Origin of the sequence: Mesorhizobium sp. M1A.F.Ca.IN.020.04.1.1, from assembly GCF_003997315.1 — a bacterium.
In the GTDB taxonomy this organism is placed as follows: domain Bacteria; phylum Pseudomonadota; class Alphaproteobacteria; order Rhizobiales; family Rhizobiaceae; genus Mesorhizobium.
This window is the reverse complement of record NZ_RZSN01000013.1, coordinates 16,316-30,467: the sequence shown is the minus strand read 5'-3', so window position 1 is coordinate 30,467 and position 14,152 is coordinate 16,316. Positions and strand designations below refer to the sequence as shown.

Below are 14,152 nucleotides of genomic sequence, written 5' to 3'. Positions count from 1 at the left end.
ATGTCGACCAAGCTCATCTATTTCGCCTGGGTGCGCGAGCGGATCGGCAAGCCGGAAGAGCATGTCGAGCTGCCCGCCGGCGTCGAGACCGTCGCCGACCTGTTGCGCTGGCTGAAGTCGCGCGGCGAGGAATACGAAAACGCGCTGAAATATCCGGACGTCATCCGCGTCGCCATCAACCAGGAACATGTCGGCCACCGCGAGAAAATCGCGGGCGCGCGCGAGATCGCGCTGTTTCCGCCGATGACCGGGGGCTGAGATGGCGAGCACGGTCGTGCCGGCCATCCGCGTCCAGCGGGAGGATTTCGACGTCGCCGCCGAGATTGCCGCGCTGACCGAAGGCCGTGCCGACATCGGCGCCGTGGTCACCTTCTCCGGCCTCTGCCGTGACGAGCAAGGCGCGCTCGCCGCCCTCGAGCTCGAGCACTATCCCGGCATGGCCGAGGCCGAGATCGGCCGCATCGCCACTGAGGCCATCGGGCGTTGGCCGCTGCAGGGGCTCACCGTCGTACACCGCCATGGAAAAATCGCGCCGGGCGAAAACATCGTGCTGGTGGTCGCGGCCTCCGCACATCGCCAGGCGGCCTTCGAGGCGGCGAATTTCCTGATGGATTACCTGAAGTCGCGTGCGCCTTTCTGGAAGAAGGAGCACCGTGCCGACGGCTCCGAAGGCGGCTGGGTCGAGGCCAAGGAAGCCGACGACGAAGCCGCGGATCGTTGGAAGACCCCGGACAAGTAAGCCAGGACGGCATTGCCTTGGCGATCGCCCCATCTGGCGCGCTTCGCAGCACCTTCTCCCCTTGGGGAGAAGAGGGTCGCCCCGAACTGCTCTTCGCAATTTCGGTTGGCAATCCGCCTGAGGGACAAGCCGGCGAAATTTCCTCCCCAAGGCCATCGAACGACCGCAATCCTTCCCGACCTTGCAAATCGGTTTGATTTGCTGGGCGGGAGCAATCTTATGCTGGACAGGATCGCGGAATTTTTCATCTTCGGCCTTGTGCCGCTGGTGGTCGGCGTGCTTGCCGTGCCGGAGTTCACCAGTGCCGCCGAAAAGACGATTGCCGGCGAGGTGACCTATCGCGAGCGCATCGCGCTGCCGCCCAATGCCGTGCTTTCGGTCGAACTCGCCGACATCTCGCTGGCCGGCGCGCCGGCGACGCTCCTCGGCCAGCGCAAGATCGTCCTGGCCGGCCAAGTGCCGATCAAATTCGAGATCGGCTTCGATCCCAAGGCAATCCAGCCCGGCAGGGCCTACGCGCTGCAGGCCCGCATAACTGTCGATGATCGGCTGATCTTCCTCGCCGACACTCGCCACCAGGTCGATCCGCTGGACGGCAAGCCGCAGACCATCGTGCTGAAGAAGGTCACGTCGTAGCCTGGTTCGCAAAATTTCCGACACGCCGGAAACGCATAGAGACGAGGGATCGCGGCCGCTTCTGCGTCAGCCCCGGGAGTTCCGGTCTCTCGTCCGCCACCGCGTCCGCCACCATAACGGATTCGGCAAATGTTAACGGGGCGCGAAGAAACGCGTCGCAACCATAGTGGCCCCGATTGACCGCGACCCCGCGACCACCTAGTTTCCCTCGTCAAATGGGGATGGGGTTCCCCCGAAACCGCCCGAGCTTTTCGCATCTGGGCTGATGACTCCTGCCAGGCGTGCTTTCGCGCGGCAGGATTTCTTTTTCCGCTCGCACACGCCTGTCTTGATGGCGCGATTCCCGCGAGGAATCGCTTTGTGGAAAGGCAAAGAAGCGATGAGCCTTGCGGCCTGCGCCCTGGTCCTGATCGGCGGCTTCCTCGGCGGTGTTTCCCGCTTCTTCCTGTCGGGCCTTGTCGGCCGCAGCGTCGGCGAGACCTTTCCCTGGGGCACGCTGGTGGTCAACGTCTCCGGCGCGCTTGCCATCGGCGCCTTCGCCGGCGCGGCGCGGGCCGTCGGGGGCATCTTTTCCGGCGAGCTCGTGCGCGACCTGATCGTGGTTGGTCTGTTCGGCGGCTACACCACGGTTTCGTCCTTTTGCCTACAGACGCTGAACCTCGCGCTCGACGGCGAGCGGCGGCTCGCCGCCTTCAACATCGTGGCTTCGGCGGCGCTTTGCGTGCTTGCCGTCGCCTTCGGCTTTTGGACCGTCGTGCGGATGGCGGGGTAGGGCGCATGTTTGGAAACGATAGACAGACAGCCCTGCCGCTTTATCTGGCGGTCGGCTGCGGCGCGGCTATCGGTTCGCTGGCGCGCTTTTTATGCGGCTACGTCGTCGTCTCGCTGCTGGGCTGGAGCGCGCTGCTTGCAACGGCGTTCGTCAACGTCGTCGGCTCCTGGGTCATCATGTTCTTTTCCACGCTGACCCGGCCGGATGGACGCTTGATGGTCGGCCCGGCCGGCCGCCAGTTCGTGACCGGCGGCTTCTGCGGCGGTCTCACCACCTTTTCGTCGATGAGCCTCGACACCTTCATCCTGCTTCTCGAGGGCGACCTCGGCCTTGCGGCGACCTATCTTGTCAGTGTGGTGGTGCTGTCGCTTGCGTCGGCCTGGCTCGGCTATCTCATGGCGGCCAGGTTCAACCGCTTGCCGATCACCAGGTGATCAGGGAGGAGACCATGGCACTTCTCGCCGGCTCGGAGGCCTCGGCGCAGCCGCGGGCATCGCCCGTTCCTAAAGCCTGCACGGCCGGCCCGCTCAAACAAAAAGGCGGCCCGAGAGCCGCCTTCATTGCTGGGACCGAAGCGTCTCAGCCGACGATCTCGGTGTCGGAGAACCAGTACCTGATCTCCTGCGCGGCGGTCTCCGGCGCGTCCGAGCCGTGCACCGAATTTTCGCCGATCGACAGCGCATGCACCTTGCGGATGGTGCCCTCGGCGGCATTGGCCGGGTTGGTGGCGCCCATCACTTCGCGGTTCTTGGCGATGGCGTTCTCGCCCTCCAGCACCTGCACGACGGTCGGGCCCGACGACATGAATTCGACCAGCTCGCCGAAGAAAGGACGATCCTTGTGGACGGCGTAGAAGCCTTCGGCCTCGCGGCGGCTCATCCATACGCGACGCGACGCGACGACGCTGAGGCCTGCGTCTTCCAGCATCTTGGTGATGGCGCCGGTCAGATTGCGCTTGGTGGCATCCGGCTTGATCATGGAGAAGGTGCGTTCGATCGCCATTGGTTCGTCCTTGTTCTGGGAATGGAAATTGGAGTGGCGGGCTCTATACAAGCCGCTTTGCGGCTTGCCAAGGGGAGGCGGCTTCTGGTCAAGGCCGGCCGTTTGCGGGATAATTAGACGGCTGAGAGCGCGCTTCGCGTGCAGCCCGGAGCGCCGCGGCAGCGGAGCAGGAGGTGATGAACCGGGCCCACCTCAGACGCGACGATATCGCCGGCATTTTCTTGATGGCCGTGGTCCTTGCCGTGATCGTCTTCGTCCTGCTGTTCTTTCCACAAACCGGACAGCAGAATTTCGGCTTCGGCCCGGAATGGCAATGCGCCCGCATGGGAGAGGGCGATCCGATCTGCGTCAGGCTGGTCGAAAAGGATGAAGCCGGAAAATTCCCGCCTTGAGGGGGAGTGGCCGGCAGGCCAGAGCGAGGCGCCGCGCGTGAAACGCCGACTTCTTCTCTCGCAAGTAGGCGCCGCAGCTGTTGAGGCGCCCACTCTGTCACCTTCGGCGACATCTTCCCACAAGAGGAAGATTAGCGCTTACGCCGCCGCGGCGACCTGCCGGCCGATTCCGCCATGCAGGTCTAGGCAGCGTTCAAACCATTCGGCAACGCCATCGCCCGTCTCGAGCAGCTGGTAGGGCGAGGCGACGCGCGCCCATTGCAGCGCCCCGAACACGATGTAGTCGGCAAACAGCGGCGATGTCCCGCCGATGAAAGGCTGATAGCTGAGCATCGAGCGCAGCGGCTCGAGCGAGGCACGAAAGCCGGCAAGCCCCTCGTCGCGGCCGGCCACCACCTCTTCGAGCCGCTTGCCGAGCCGCTGCTCGCGGCTCTCGCGGAAATAGGCGCGGTTCGCCTCGTCCTGCATCCTATGCAGATCGGTGAGCAGCACCGTCATGAGGTAAGGATGGATGGTGAACTGCGACCAGCGTTCGATGAAGCGCGCCGTCGCCTTGCCGCCTTCGCCGCCGAACAACGTCGGCCGCTCGGGGTAGGCTTCGTCGAGATAAAGTGCGATGGCGAAGGAATCGGCCACCACGCGCTCGCCATTGCGGATCACCGGCACCGTCTTCGAGACGCCGCCTTCCACCTTGGGGACTTCCAGGAAGCGCGTCGGCACCTTGGTGGCGTCGAGCCCTTTGTGGGCCAGCGCCATCTTCGTCTTCCAGCAATGCGGACTGAATGGGCGTTTTGCGTCGTGGCCGACGAGATCATAGAACAGAATGGTCATTACGGTTCCTGCGGGTTACGAAGAGCCGGGATTCGTTGCGAGCCGGATGGAAGAATGAAACAGCATTTCATGATGTTTGCGGCCTACAATCAATGGGCCAACACGCGCATCTATGATGCCGCCGCCGATCTCAGCGAAGAGGAACTCGGCCGCGATGTCGGCGCCTTCTTCGGCTCGATGCTGGGCACGCTCAATCACCTGCTCGTCACCGACCGCGTCTGGATGAAGCGCTTTACGGGCGAGGGGGACGCGCCCTCAAACCTTGCGACGATCCTCTATCGCGCCTTCCCGGGCTTGCGCCTGGCACGCGAGGCCGAGGACAGGAGGATTGTCGACTGGATGGGCGGCATGACCGATAAGGCGCTCACCGGGCGATTTTCCTATATGACCACCGACATGCGCACCGTTTCGCAGCGGCTGGCGCCGGCGCTCAGCCATCTCTTCAATCACCAGACCCACCATCGCGGCCAGGCGCATATGTGCCTTACCGTCCTCGGCAGGCCCTCGGTGCCGCTTGACCTGATGCAGTTCCAGCGCTCCGAAGAAGGCCGCGCCTACGCCTGAAGCTTACGGGATTCCGGTTGGCCAATTCAAAAAAATTAAGAAACACTTCAATTTCGTCTATATTTTTAAAGCAGAAGTATCGTTTTTGAAAAATACGATTCGTCACATGCGAAATAGCTAAAGAAACCGAAAGGGCACTCTCGGCGTATTTCTGTCTCAAAAGCTACGCGCTCTAGAAAAGCGCAACAAACGGTGCAAGGCGGAAATACAAAACCACAGGGAGAGTGTCATGGCCAGTATCGTAAAAAGATTCGCCAGCACATTGGCGAGTGGTGCAATCGTCGTTGCTCTTGCCATGCCGGCGAACGCCCAGAGCGTCGGGGTCGGCGGCCTCGGCGGCGTATCCGTAGGCGGCAACAGAGCCGACGCCAATGCGGGCGGCCCAAATGGGGCTGACGGAAATGCATCCTTCGGCGGCAGCAACAACAGCGCCAGGGTTTCGATCGGCGGCGCAAGCGGCGGCAGCGGAACCGTCACCATCGGCGGCAGCAGTTCCACGGCCACGGCATCGATCGGCGGGACAAACGGGGCTGGAGCCGATGCGACTTTGGGCAACGGCACCAATAGCGCGCTCAACGTGACGACGGGCGGCGCGAACGGCGCTGGCGTCGCCCTCGGCGCTGGCGCCGCCGTTCCTGGAACCGTCGGCGCGACGCCGGGAACGACGAACCTGTCCTCCGCCGTCGCGCAAATGTCGAGCAGCCAGTTGTCGCGGATGAAGAAGCGCTGCGTCGATGTGCTCAGCAGCGAGGGCACCTATGATCGTGATCTGAGGGCGCTCTGCCTGATGATTTCGCGTCGTTGACGGCGCGCTGACGAGCGCCTCTGGCCAATCGCAAAGCCCGCCGCTGCGTCGGCGGGCCTTCTTCAGCTGGTATCGCGGTGCGGCGCGCTCGACGCCTGGTTAACCACATTCCCATTGAAGCCAATATATTAGGACTTCGTTTGCGCTCGCGCTCCACAATAGCCCAGTTGTAGTGGGAGCAATGCCATGCGCATCGATTTGTCCCCCACCAGTTGGGGCAGGGTCGCGCTGGTCACCGTTGCCGGCACGGCATTCTTCATTGCCGCGGCCTTCTTCGTCGATTCCTTCAACTTTCCCGCGCTGTCACCCGAAGCGCTGCTCTGGGCCAAGCTCACCGACTTGTTCCTGCCGCTCATCCTTGGCGGCTCCTTCCTTTTCTTCCTGATGTGGAAGATGCGCCAGCTGGCCATCGCCCAGAAGGAGCTCAGCATCATTGCCGCGACCGACAGCCTGACGGCGGTCTTCAACCGCGGCGCTTTCTCGATGCTGGTCGAGGCCTATCTCGACAAGGCCCGCAGCCACGCGGTGGCCGAAGCCGGCGCGCTGCTGATCGTCGATGCCGACCATTTCAAATCGATCAACGACCGGCTCGGCCACGATTGCGGCGATCAGGCGCTGAAGCTGATCGCGAGCACGATCCGGAGCCAGCTCCACGGCGCCGACATCGTCGGACGCATCGGCGGCGAGGAATTCGCGGTCTTCCTTCCGGGCGCCGACGCGACACGCTCCTTCCTGGTCGCCGAGTCGATCAGACTGCGTATCCGCGAGGCCGAGTTCGCGCCGGGCGGGCAGCCGTGCCCGCTTTCGGTCAGCATCGGCGGCGTCGCGTTCAGCGGGCCCACCACCTATCACCACATGTTTCGGGTCGCGGACAGGCATCTTTACAAGGCGAAGTCGAACGGACGCGACCAGGTGAGCTTCGAAAGCCCGCGCAGCAGGCTATCCGGCGAGGCCGCCGGCACCTTCCACTGAACGAACCCGCGCAGCAGGGAACGGAGCGCCCTCACCAGCGGTGGGGCTGAGTAGGAGTGTCGTCCCGCCTTTGGGTAGGCGTTTATTTCCACATGCCGCGCATGCGCGCGCCCAGATCGACCTTGACGCCCGGCTTTTGGCGCGGGTCGTCCGTGATCGCCGCGCTCGCCCAGGATGACTGTTCGAAAGCCGAAAGCATCGAGGCCGGGATAAAGCGGGTGCGCGAGGCATAGACGTGACGGTCGCCGCGCGCCGGCTGATTGTGCGGATAAAAGCGCTGCGGCACCACCAGGTGCAGGCTGTCCTTGGCGCGCGTCATCGCCACATAGAGCAGCCGCCGCTCCTCCTCGATATCCTCCTTGGTACCGACGCCGAGATCGGCCGGGATGCAGCCGTCGACCGTGTTGAGCACGAAGACGTTCTTCCACTCCTGGCCCTTGGCCGAATGGATCGTGGACAGGATCAGGTAATCCTCGTCGCGATGCGGCGGGCCGGCCTGGTCGCTGGTGGCGTCGGGCGGGTCGAGCGTCAGCTCGGTCAGGAAACGCTCGCGCGAGGGATAGCCCGACGCGATCTGCTCGAGCTGCAACAGGTCGGCCCGGCGCGTGATCGCGTCCTCGTGGATACGCTCCAGATGCGGCTCGTACCAGAGCCTGATCCGCTCGAGGTCGGCCGGCCATTTGGCGCCGGCGCGCAGCCCGCTGTAGATGTCGAAGAAGACCGGCCAGTCTTCGGCCGCGCGCTGCGGCGGCCGGAAGCGGGCAAGGCCGAGCGTCTCGTCGAGCGACGTCGCCATCGCCTCGACGATCTGTGAGGCGGCCGAAGGCCCGATGCCGGGCATCAACTGCAGCACCCGGAAGCCGGCGACCCTGTCGCGCGGGTTCTCGGCAAAGCGCAGCATCGCCAGCATGTCTTTCACATGCGCGGCATCGAGGAATTTCAGCCCGCCGAATTTGACGAAGGGGATGTTGCGCCGCGTGAGCTCCACCTCCAGCGGCCCGCTGTGATGCGAGGCGCGGAACAGCACGGCTTGCGCCTTGAGCGCCGTGCCGGCCTCGCGCTCGGCAAGGATCGCCTGGCAGACATAATTGGCCTGCTCAGCCTCGTCGCGCACGCTTACCAGTTGCGGCTTGTGCGACGACCGGCGTTCGGTCCAGAGATTCTTGGTGAAACGCTCGCTTGCCTCGCCGATCACTTTGTTGGCGGCGGCCAGGATCGGCTCGGTCGAGCGGTAATTGCGCTCCAGCATGACGATCTCGGCGCCTTGCGCGAACTGTTTTGGGAAATCGAGAATGTTGCGCACTTCCGCGGCCCGGAAGGAATATATCGACTGTGCGTCATCGCCCACCACGGTCAAGCCCGCGCCGTCCGGCTTCAGCGCCAACAGAATAGAGGCCTGCAGCCGGTTGGTGTCCTGGTATTCGTCGACCAGCACGTGGTCGAAGCGGGAGCCAAGGTGAGCGGCGATCTCCGACTCGGCCGCCATCTGCGCCCAGTAGAGCAAAAGGTCGTCGTAATCGAGCACGTTCTGCGCCTGCTTGGCCTCGACATAAGCCGCGAACAGCTCCTTCAGCTGTTCCGCCCATCCTGAGCACCAGGGAAAGGCCGAGCCCAGCACCTCGCCGAGCGGCGCCTGGGCGTTCACCGCCCGCGAATAGATCTGCAGGCAGGTGGCTTTGGTCGGAAAACGGCTTTCGGTCTTGGAAAAACCGAGCTCGTGCCGGGCAAGGTTCATCAGGTCGGCCGAATCCTCGCGATCGTGGATGGTGAAAGCCGGATCGAGGCCGATCTGCTCGGCATAGTCGCGCAAGAGTCTGGCGCCGATACCGTGGAAAGTACCGGCCCAGGATAGCGCATCGGCGATGATCGCGGCATCGCGGCCCAGCACCTCGCCGGCGATGCGCTCGACGCGCTTCGCCATTTCAGCCGCGGCGCGGCGCGAAAAGGTCATCAAAAGGATGCGGCGCGGATCGGCGCCCTTGACGATGAGGTGCGCCACGCGATGCGCCAGCGTGCTGGTCTTGCCGGAGCCGGCCCCGGCGATCACCAGCAGCGGCGCGGCCACCTTGCCGTCGCCATGCACCACCGCCAGCCGCTGCTCGTCGTTCAGCCGGGCAAGATAGGCAGGAGTTTCGAAGGACGAATCACGGGCGGCGATGTTCATCGCCCATCAAGCATCGTTTCCGCTTTGTTCGCAATACAGCTAATCTCGCCCAAAGGCGGCCAAGTGGGGGGCGATGCCCGGCAGGGCAGAGGGGACGCTGTACGCGCCGGCATGTGCTGGATAGGCCGGCCATCTTCCCAACAAGCGCGAGAACGGCCGATCTACCTTTTCGGCTCGACGCCCATCGCCGCCGACTGGCGCCGCAGCGACCGCCGATCGTCCGGCGGCGCGAGATCGCCGGACGCCTCCTCGATGATCCTCATCGTGACGCGATAGGCCGTGTAGCCGAACAGGCCGACGAGCAGCAGACGGATCATGACATCTCCTCGTGAGTTAACGAGGTTCAACCGGAGACAGGCGCGTTGGTTCCCGCCGGACGGCGCAACCAAACCGCCGCCGCCTCGTTTGCTTCGAAGAAAGGGCGAACGAGAGGAGGTCGTCATGAAGAAACTTCCTGTGCTGCTGGCTCTCGCGGCAGGGCTCGGGCTCGCCGCCTGCGACAACAGCGTGCAGCCCACCAAGGCGCCAAGCGACACCGTCGACAAAAACCCGCAGGTCGACAAGAACCCGGTGCCGCAATCGACCACCGGCGGCGACCAGCCCGGCACGCCGCCGAAGCAATGAGAGCGGACGATGTTGTCGGGAGACGAAGCGGCGGCGCCGCAGAAGAAGGCCGGCGCTGCTTGGGAGGAAGCTGGAAAGCGCCGGCCAAGCGGGAAAATCAGGCCCGCCGCAGGATCAAAGATAGCTGAGTCTCTCCGCCGCGTCATGGGGCGATCGCGCTAGCCGGCTACAGGTATCCGTCCAAACGCTTTGTCGGCCTTCAAAGATCGGAGAATCTCAGGGGTGTGTTTGCGTCGCTTGCGCCGCCGCGTCACGCCATCGCGGCGCGCGCCAGCGGCACGTTGGCGATCTCCAGGTCCAACTGGCGCTGCGTCAGCGCCGCTTCGGCCATGATCCACTGCTTGAACAGCTCCACCTTGCGGGCGCCGAGCGCCTTGATGGGGCTGACGAAATACCAGCCGGCGGTGTTGGGATGGTGGACCGCGAAGGGGGCGACCAGCCGCTCGGCTCGGATGTCGCTTGCCATATAGGCGCGGTTGGCAACGGCAAAGCCCATGCCGGCATTGGCCGCCTCGTAGGACATCATGCAGGAATCGAAATAGATGCTCTTGGTCTCGCCAAGCACGAAACTCGCGCCGGCAAAAGCCAGCCACGACTGCCAGTTCTGGGTGCAGGTGTCGGAGTGGAGCAGGGTGAAGTGCCTGAGGTCCTCCGGCGTCACCTTGGACAGCGGCTTGTCGCCCAGCACCTCGCGGAACAGCTTGCGGCTGCACACCGGCGTCAGGTCCTCCTTGAAGAGCAGCGCGGAGTTGAGGCCGGGGAAATTGCCGTCGCCGTAGCGGATCTCGAGATCGTATTCGGAGGTCGCGAATTCATGCGTGGCATAGGAAGTCGAGACCCGCATTTCGATATCCGGATACTGCCGCTGGAAGGTGGCAAGCCGCGGAAACAGCCAGCGCGCCGCGAAGGTCGGCAAAACGCAGATCTTCAGCACATGCGCCTGGGATTGGCCGGTCGCCTCCATGCTGGCAGCCACGATCCGCTCCAGCGCCTCGCGCACACGCGCCACGTAGGTCTCGCCTTCCGGCGTCAGCGACACCGCATTGCCGCCGCGCTGGAAGATCTTGAAGCGCAGCTGGTCCTCCAGGCTCTTCACCCGCTGGCTGACGGCGGAGGCGGTAATGAACTGCTCTTCGCCCGCGCGCGTGAAGTTGCGGTGCCTGGCGGCGCTCTCCACGATTTTCAGCGAGTTTAAGTTGACCTGGCTGAGCAGACGCACGGGGTTCGACCTTTAGCTATGCTTAAAGTAGCACCAGCATTCCTAAATTTACAGGGGAGGGTGCTCAATCGACTGTTTACCAAGTGTTGCACCGACCTTGGAGAAGTAGAATGAACGCCCATACAATCCCCGAACTGCGCTATGCGATGAGCCGTGAAGCCATCATCGGTCATGATACGGCGTGGAAAGTGTCGAGCTTCGGCGTCGCCCAGTATCTTCACGGCTACGACCCGCAACTGCTCGCCGCGATCGAGGAGGCGGCGCTCAAGCTCAAGGCCAGCCACGCCGTGCACAAGCATCTCGACCTCACCTTCATCACCGGCGCGGACCGCTACGTTCCCGAGATCAAGGAACTGCTCAACGCCAAGCTGCGGCTGGAACGGCTGTCCGACATGATGGGCACCAAGCTCGAACCCTATCCGCTGTCTATCGTCGGCTCGACCGTCACCTTCATGAACCCCAAGGACGGCGCCGTCGACTGGCACTGCGATGGCGTTCCGGTGACGGAACTCATTCCGCTCTCGATCAGCGATCCTCTGATCGGCGGCCATCTTGAAATCTATTGCGACGATTCCGAGACGGGGCGTGCCATCCTCGAATCCGGCAGCGACCTGCCGCGCAACAGGGTCATGCGCATCGACCACAAGATGAATTACGCCACGCTCGGCCAGTTCCTCGGCGTGCTCCATCGCACCGCGCCGATCCAGCTCGGCTCGCGCGTCACCCTGGTGCTCAACCAGCGTTCGGTGGCGAAGCCCTATGTCGATGACAACCGCATGTTCTACCTCGCCGCCGACAACGATCAGGACCGCGGCTGGGTGAACGAACTCGCCGAGGACGTCTGGACGAACCAACTGCCGGCCTATCGCCGTCATGCAGAAGAACATCCCGTGCCGAAGCCGGCTGTCGATCCGGTCTCCGGCGGAGCCAGGGAATCGTGGTAGTGGCTGACGATCCGGCCGGTCGCCAGCCGCCTTCAGCATCGCTGAGCCGTGGCCCGGTCGCCGCCGACAGGCGGAAGGACCGTTCCAGCGCTGCTCCCCCGGTGGCGCTGGCCTTTGCCCTCGGCGCCGTGGCGCTCTGGGCGACCAACGCTTTGGTCGGCAAGACGCTGCTTGCCAATCACCCGGTATCCGAGGTGCAGTTCCTGCAGTTCTCAGGCGCTGCGCTGGTCTTTGCGCTGATCAGGCTCTTCCCTTCTCCCCTTGTGAAGTCCGAAGGACGGGGCGAGACCCGTGGCTCGCCCCCGGGCAGCGGCCTCGCCAAGCGAGGTCGTATCAAGGGGGCCGGACGGATCGCCGACGCAGGAGTTCTTTCCAACATCTCTCATCCGTCTCGGCGCTCCGTGCCGATCCACCTTGTTCCCCAAGGGGATAAGGGGAGAACCATGCGCGCCTGCGCCGTCGGCTTCATCGGCCTGGTCGGCACCATGGCGTTGCAATACATCGCCTTCGCCTCGATGCCGGTCATCGAGGCCAATCTCGTTGCCTACACCTGGCCGCTGATGGTCGCCGCCGCCGTCATCGTGCTCGGCCGCCCGCGACGGCCGCTGCTGCTTGGACTGACCGCCGCGCTGGGCTTCACCGGCGTCGCGCTGGTGATCTCCGGCGGAGGCGCGCATGCCTGGTTCGGAGGTAGCCCCGTCGGTTATTGCGCCGCCTTCGGCTCGGCACTTTGCATGGCCTTCTACTCGCTTGCCGTCGGCCGCCTTGCCGTGTCGCCGGATCGGCTTCTGCTGCCTTCGGCCCTGATCGGCGTGGCGCTGACCTTCGCATGGTGCCTGCATGACGGCGTCGCCGCCCTGGGCGGCTTGGACCTGCTGCTCGGACTCTATCTCGGCGCCGGGCCGATGGGGCTCGGCTATTATTTCTGGTCGCGCGCGCTCAGCCTCGATCAGGGTGGGCGGCTCGCGGTCGTGGCGTATCTCACGCCGATCGCTTCCACGCTTTTGCTGGCGCTGTCGGGCGAAAGCCTGTCGATGACGGCCATGGCTGGCGCCGTCCTTGTCATCGGCAGTTGCATTGCTGTCGGCATCGAACGTCCGGAGGGCTGAAGACCATGCCAGGGATCGTACCAGGAAACATGCCAGGGAGCGGGCTTGACGACGACGAACGCCGGGCCAGACAGGAGGCGCATTGGCTGGTCAAGGAATTCGGCGCCGAGGCGCAGCTCTATGCCGCCATGAAGGCTGAGAAGGCCATCGAGCAGAAGGATTTCGGCCGCTGCGCCCGCTGGAAACGCGTGCTGGAGATTCTGGCCGACGGCCCGACCGATCTCCGGCGCGGCGTTGCCGCGAAATAAGCGACTTGCCCTAACGAATCGGGCATGATCGATTGATCAGAGAGCCAGCGCTGCTCGCAATTATTGGCTTTCCGTCCAGAATTCCAATTTTTGCAGGAATTACTCGTAGAAATTGAAGTGCTGTTGCGTCATTTCCTCGCCCGTGCAGAGCTCGGTGCTGTAAAGTGTTTGTTGTAGGTATTAGAATTCCTAACTTGCGCGGTCGCGGCCCGCGGTGAAAACATACCTTCGGTATTGAGTCTCGCACGTTTACTGACTCTGGACGTCCGTTGGGGGACAGTCCAATAAGATACCTAGACTAAAGTCTTAAAAACAGCTGGTCATTTGAGAGCCAGCAGAAGGTGAAAAAATTGTCCAATATCGACGACAAGACTGCAATCGAGCTGACCGCCGACATTGTTTCGGCCTATGTGGGCAACAACCCGCTTCCGGCATCCGGCCTGCCTGATCTGATCGCCAGCGTCAGCGCTTCCGTGCGCAAGCTCGCGGGGGGCGCCCCGGTGAAGGAAAGCGCGCCGCAGACGCCGGCCGTCAATCCGAAGCGTTCGGTATTCCCCGACTACATCGTCTGCCTCGAGGACGGCAAGAAGTTCAAGTCGCTGAAGCGGCACCTGTCGACCGACCATGGGCTGACGCCGGACGAATATCGCGCGAAATGGGGCCTGCCGGCGGACTATCCCATGGTGGCGCCCAGTTATTCGGCCACTCGCTCGGCGCTTGCCAAGTCTTCCGGCCTGGGCCGGAAGCCGGCCGCGGATTCCGGCAGGGGCAAGCGTAAAGCCAAGGCCTGAGCCGAAGGTCATGCTGCCCGTTACGGACGGCGCCACGCCGTCGGCCGACCGCTTTGCCGCGCTCGACGCGTTGCGTCGCAGGGTGGCCATCCAGTCTTGCGCCGATGCCGGCGAGGGGGTCAAGGCGCGGCGCGTCCTGTTTTCATTGGACCTGCCGGCCATCGATCTGCGTACCGCGCTCGACGCGCTCGACAATTTCGAGCGCGCCATCGTCGAGCATGACGACCGGCCGGTCGTCGCTGCGCGACGGCTGAGATGCCTCGCGGTCCTGGACGGCATCGTCGGCGGCTGAAAAGGCGCATGGTCAAGGCGGTTCCGAGACAACCGCGCAGCGGTTTTC

General features: G+C 63.9%; 20 protein-coding genes and 1 riboswitch. Of the genes, 15 read left to right on the top strand and 5 right to left on the bottom strand.

Annotated features, from left to right (window positions below; all coding sequences use genetic code 11):
* The 5 genes from moaD to crcB (EOA49_RS05105) all read left to right on the top strand — a co-directional run bounded on the left by moaD (position 1) and on the right by crcB (EOA49_RS05105) (position 2,581).
* A complete protein-coding gene (gene moaD, locus EOA49_RS05125; RefSeq protein WP_127239806.1) occupies positions 1-258 on the top strand; it encodes a molybdopterin converting factor subunit 1 in 258 nt (85 codons plus the stop codon).
* Position 259: 1 nt separating this feature from the next.
* A complete protein-coding gene (locus EOA49_RS05120) occupies positions 260-739 on the top strand; it encodes a molybdenum cofactor biosynthesis protein MoaE (RefSeq protein WP_095823619.1) in 480 nt (159 codons plus the stop codon).
* A gap of 219 nt (positions 740-958) precedes the next feature.
* Positions 959-1,375 (top strand): YbaY family lipoprotein, encoded by a 417-nt coding sequence (locus EOA49_RS05115; protein WP_127243082.1) that lies wholly within the window; start codon positions 959-961, stop codon positions 1,373-1,375.
* A gap of 208 nt (positions 1,376-1,583) precedes the next feature.
* Positions 1,584-1,657, top strand: a riboswitch (Fluoride riboswitch).
* Positions 1,658-1,754: 97 nt separating this feature from the next.
* On the top strand, positions 1,755-2,147 hold the full coding sequence (gene crcB / locus EOA49_RS05110) for a fluoride efflux transporter CrcB (RefSeq protein WP_127239805.1): 393 nt from the start codon (positions 1,755-1,757) through the stop codon (positions 2,145-2,147).
* Positions 2,148-2,152: 5 nt separating this feature from the next.
* Positions 2,153-2,581: a fluoride efflux transporter CrcB gene (gene crcB / locus EOA49_RS05105; protein ID WP_095800046.1), complete on the top strand. Its 429-nt coding sequence runs from the start codon at positions 2,153-2,155 to the stop codon at positions 2,579-2,581.
* A 145-nt stretch (positions 2,582-2,726) separates the two neighbouring features.
* Here the strand turns inward: crcB (EOA49_RS05105) and ndk are convergent, their stop codons facing one another.
* Positions 2,727-3,149, bottom strand: coding sequence for a nucleoside-diphosphate kinase (gene ndk / locus EOA49_RS05100; protein ID WP_095823617.1), 423 nt, complete (start codon positions 3,147-3,149; stop codon positions 2,727-2,729).
* 176 nt (positions 3,150-3,325) lie between these two features.
* Here ndk and EOA49_RS05095 point away from each other — a divergent pair, with 176 nt between their 5' ends.
* Entirely contained in the window at positions 3,326-3,541 is a 216-nt protein-coding gene (locus EOA49_RS05095) for a hypothetical protein (protein WP_127239804.1), read from the top strand.
* Positions 3,542-3,679: 138 nt separating this feature from the next.
* Here the strand turns inward: EOA49_RS05095 and EOA49_RS05090 are convergent, their stop codons facing one another.
* Positions 3,680-4,372, bottom strand: coding sequence for a glutathione S-transferase family protein (locus tag EOA49_RS05090; RefSeq protein WP_127239803.1), 693 nt, complete (start codon positions 4,370-4,372; stop codon positions 3,680-3,682).
* A 54-nt stretch (positions 4,373-4,426) separates the two neighbouring features.
* Here EOA49_RS05090 and EOA49_RS05085 point away from each other — a divergent pair, with 54 nt between their 5' ends.
* From EOA49_RS05085 to EOA49_RS05075, 3 genes are all read left to right on the top strand, one after another.
* Positions 4,427-4,936 (top strand): DinB family protein, encoded by a 510-nt coding sequence (locus EOA49_RS05085; protein WP_095830262.1) that lies wholly within the window; start codon positions 4,427-4,429, stop codon positions 4,934-4,936.
* Positions 4,937-5,165: 229 nt separating this feature from the next.
* A complete protein-coding gene (locus EOA49_RS05080; RefSeq protein WP_127239802.1) occupies positions 5,166-5,741 on the top strand; it encodes a hypothetical protein in 576 nt (191 codons plus the stop codon).
* 186 nt (positions 5,742-5,927) lie between these two features.
* The gene (locus EOA49_RS05075; protein ID WP_127239801.1) at positions 5,928-6,713 is read left to right on the top strand and encodes a GGDEF domain-containing protein; all 786 of its coding nucleotides are present in this window, start codon (positions 5,928-5,930) and stop codon (positions 6,711-6,713) included.
* 82 nt (positions 6,714-6,795) lie between these two features.
* Here the strand turns inward: EOA49_RS05075 and EOA49_RS05070 are convergent, their stop codons facing one another.
* Positions 6,796-8,877 carry an ATP-dependent helicase gene (locus EOA49_RS05070; protein ID WP_127239800.1) on the bottom strand — a complete coding sequence of 694 codons (2,082 nt, stop codon included), beginning with the start codon at positions 8,875-8,877 and terminating at the stop codon, positions 6,796-6,798.
* A 161-nt stretch (positions 8,878-9,038) separates the two neighbouring features.
* Positions 9,039-9,194, bottom strand: coding sequence for a hypothetical protein (locus tag EOA49_RS32540; protein ID WP_082954124.1), 156 nt, complete (start codon positions 9,192-9,194; stop codon positions 9,039-9,041).
* A gap of 124 nt (positions 9,195-9,318) precedes the next feature.
* Between EOA49_RS32540 and EOA49_RS05065 the strand changes: the two genes are divergently transcribed.
* Positions 9,319-9,501 (top strand): hypothetical protein, encoded by a 183-nt coding sequence (locus EOA49_RS05065; protein ID WP_067330410.1) that lies wholly within the window; start codon positions 9,319-9,321, stop codon positions 9,499-9,501.
* Positions 9,502-9,751: 250 nt separating this feature from the next.
* Here EOA49_RS05065 and EOA49_RS05060 read toward each other — a convergent pair whose 3' ends face one another.
* Positions 9,752-10,720, bottom strand: coding sequence for a LysR substrate-binding domain-containing protein (locus tag EOA49_RS05060; RefSeq protein ID WP_067330413.1), 969 nt, complete (start codon positions 10,718-10,720; stop codon positions 9,752-9,754).
* Between the two features lie 110 nt (positions 10,721-10,830).
* On the opposite strand from EOA49_RS05060, the gene EOA49_RS32535 reads away from it, so the two are divergent.
* From EOA49_RS32535 to EOA49_RS05025, 5 genes are all read left to right on the top strand, one after another.
* The gene (locus tag EOA49_RS32535) at positions 10,831-11,664 is read left to right on the top strand and encodes a hypothetical protein (RefSeq protein ID WP_164746672.1); all 834 of its coding nucleotides are present in this window, start codon (positions 10,831-10,833) and stop codon (positions 11,662-11,664) included.
* 101 nt (positions 11,665-11,765) lie between these two features.
* On the top strand, positions 11,766-12,773 hold the full coding sequence (locus EOA49_RS33345) for a DMT family transporter (RefSeq protein WP_245460541.1): 1,008 nt from the start codon (positions 11,766-11,768) through the stop codon (positions 12,771-12,773).
* Between the two features lie 5 nt (positions 12,774-12,778).
* Positions 12,779-13,021 carry a hypothetical protein gene (locus EOA49_RS05035; protein ID WP_245307741.1) on the top strand — a complete coding sequence of 81 codons (243 nt, stop codon included), beginning with the start codon at positions 12,779-12,781 and terminating at the stop codon, positions 13,019-13,021.
* Positions 13,022-13,371: 350 nt separating this feature from the next.
* Positions 13,372-13,812, top strand: a complete 441-nt coding sequence (locus tag EOA49_RS05030) for a MucR family transcriptional regulator (protein ID WP_066995912.1) — start codon at positions 13,372-13,374, stop codon at positions 13,810-13,812.
* 10 nt (positions 13,813-13,822) lie between these two features.
* Positions 13,823-14,104, top strand: coding sequence for a hypothetical protein (locus EOA49_RS05025; protein ID WP_127239799.1), 282 nt, complete (start codon positions 13,823-13,825; stop codon positions 14,102-14,104).
* Positions 14,105-14,152 lie beyond the last annotated feature (48 nt).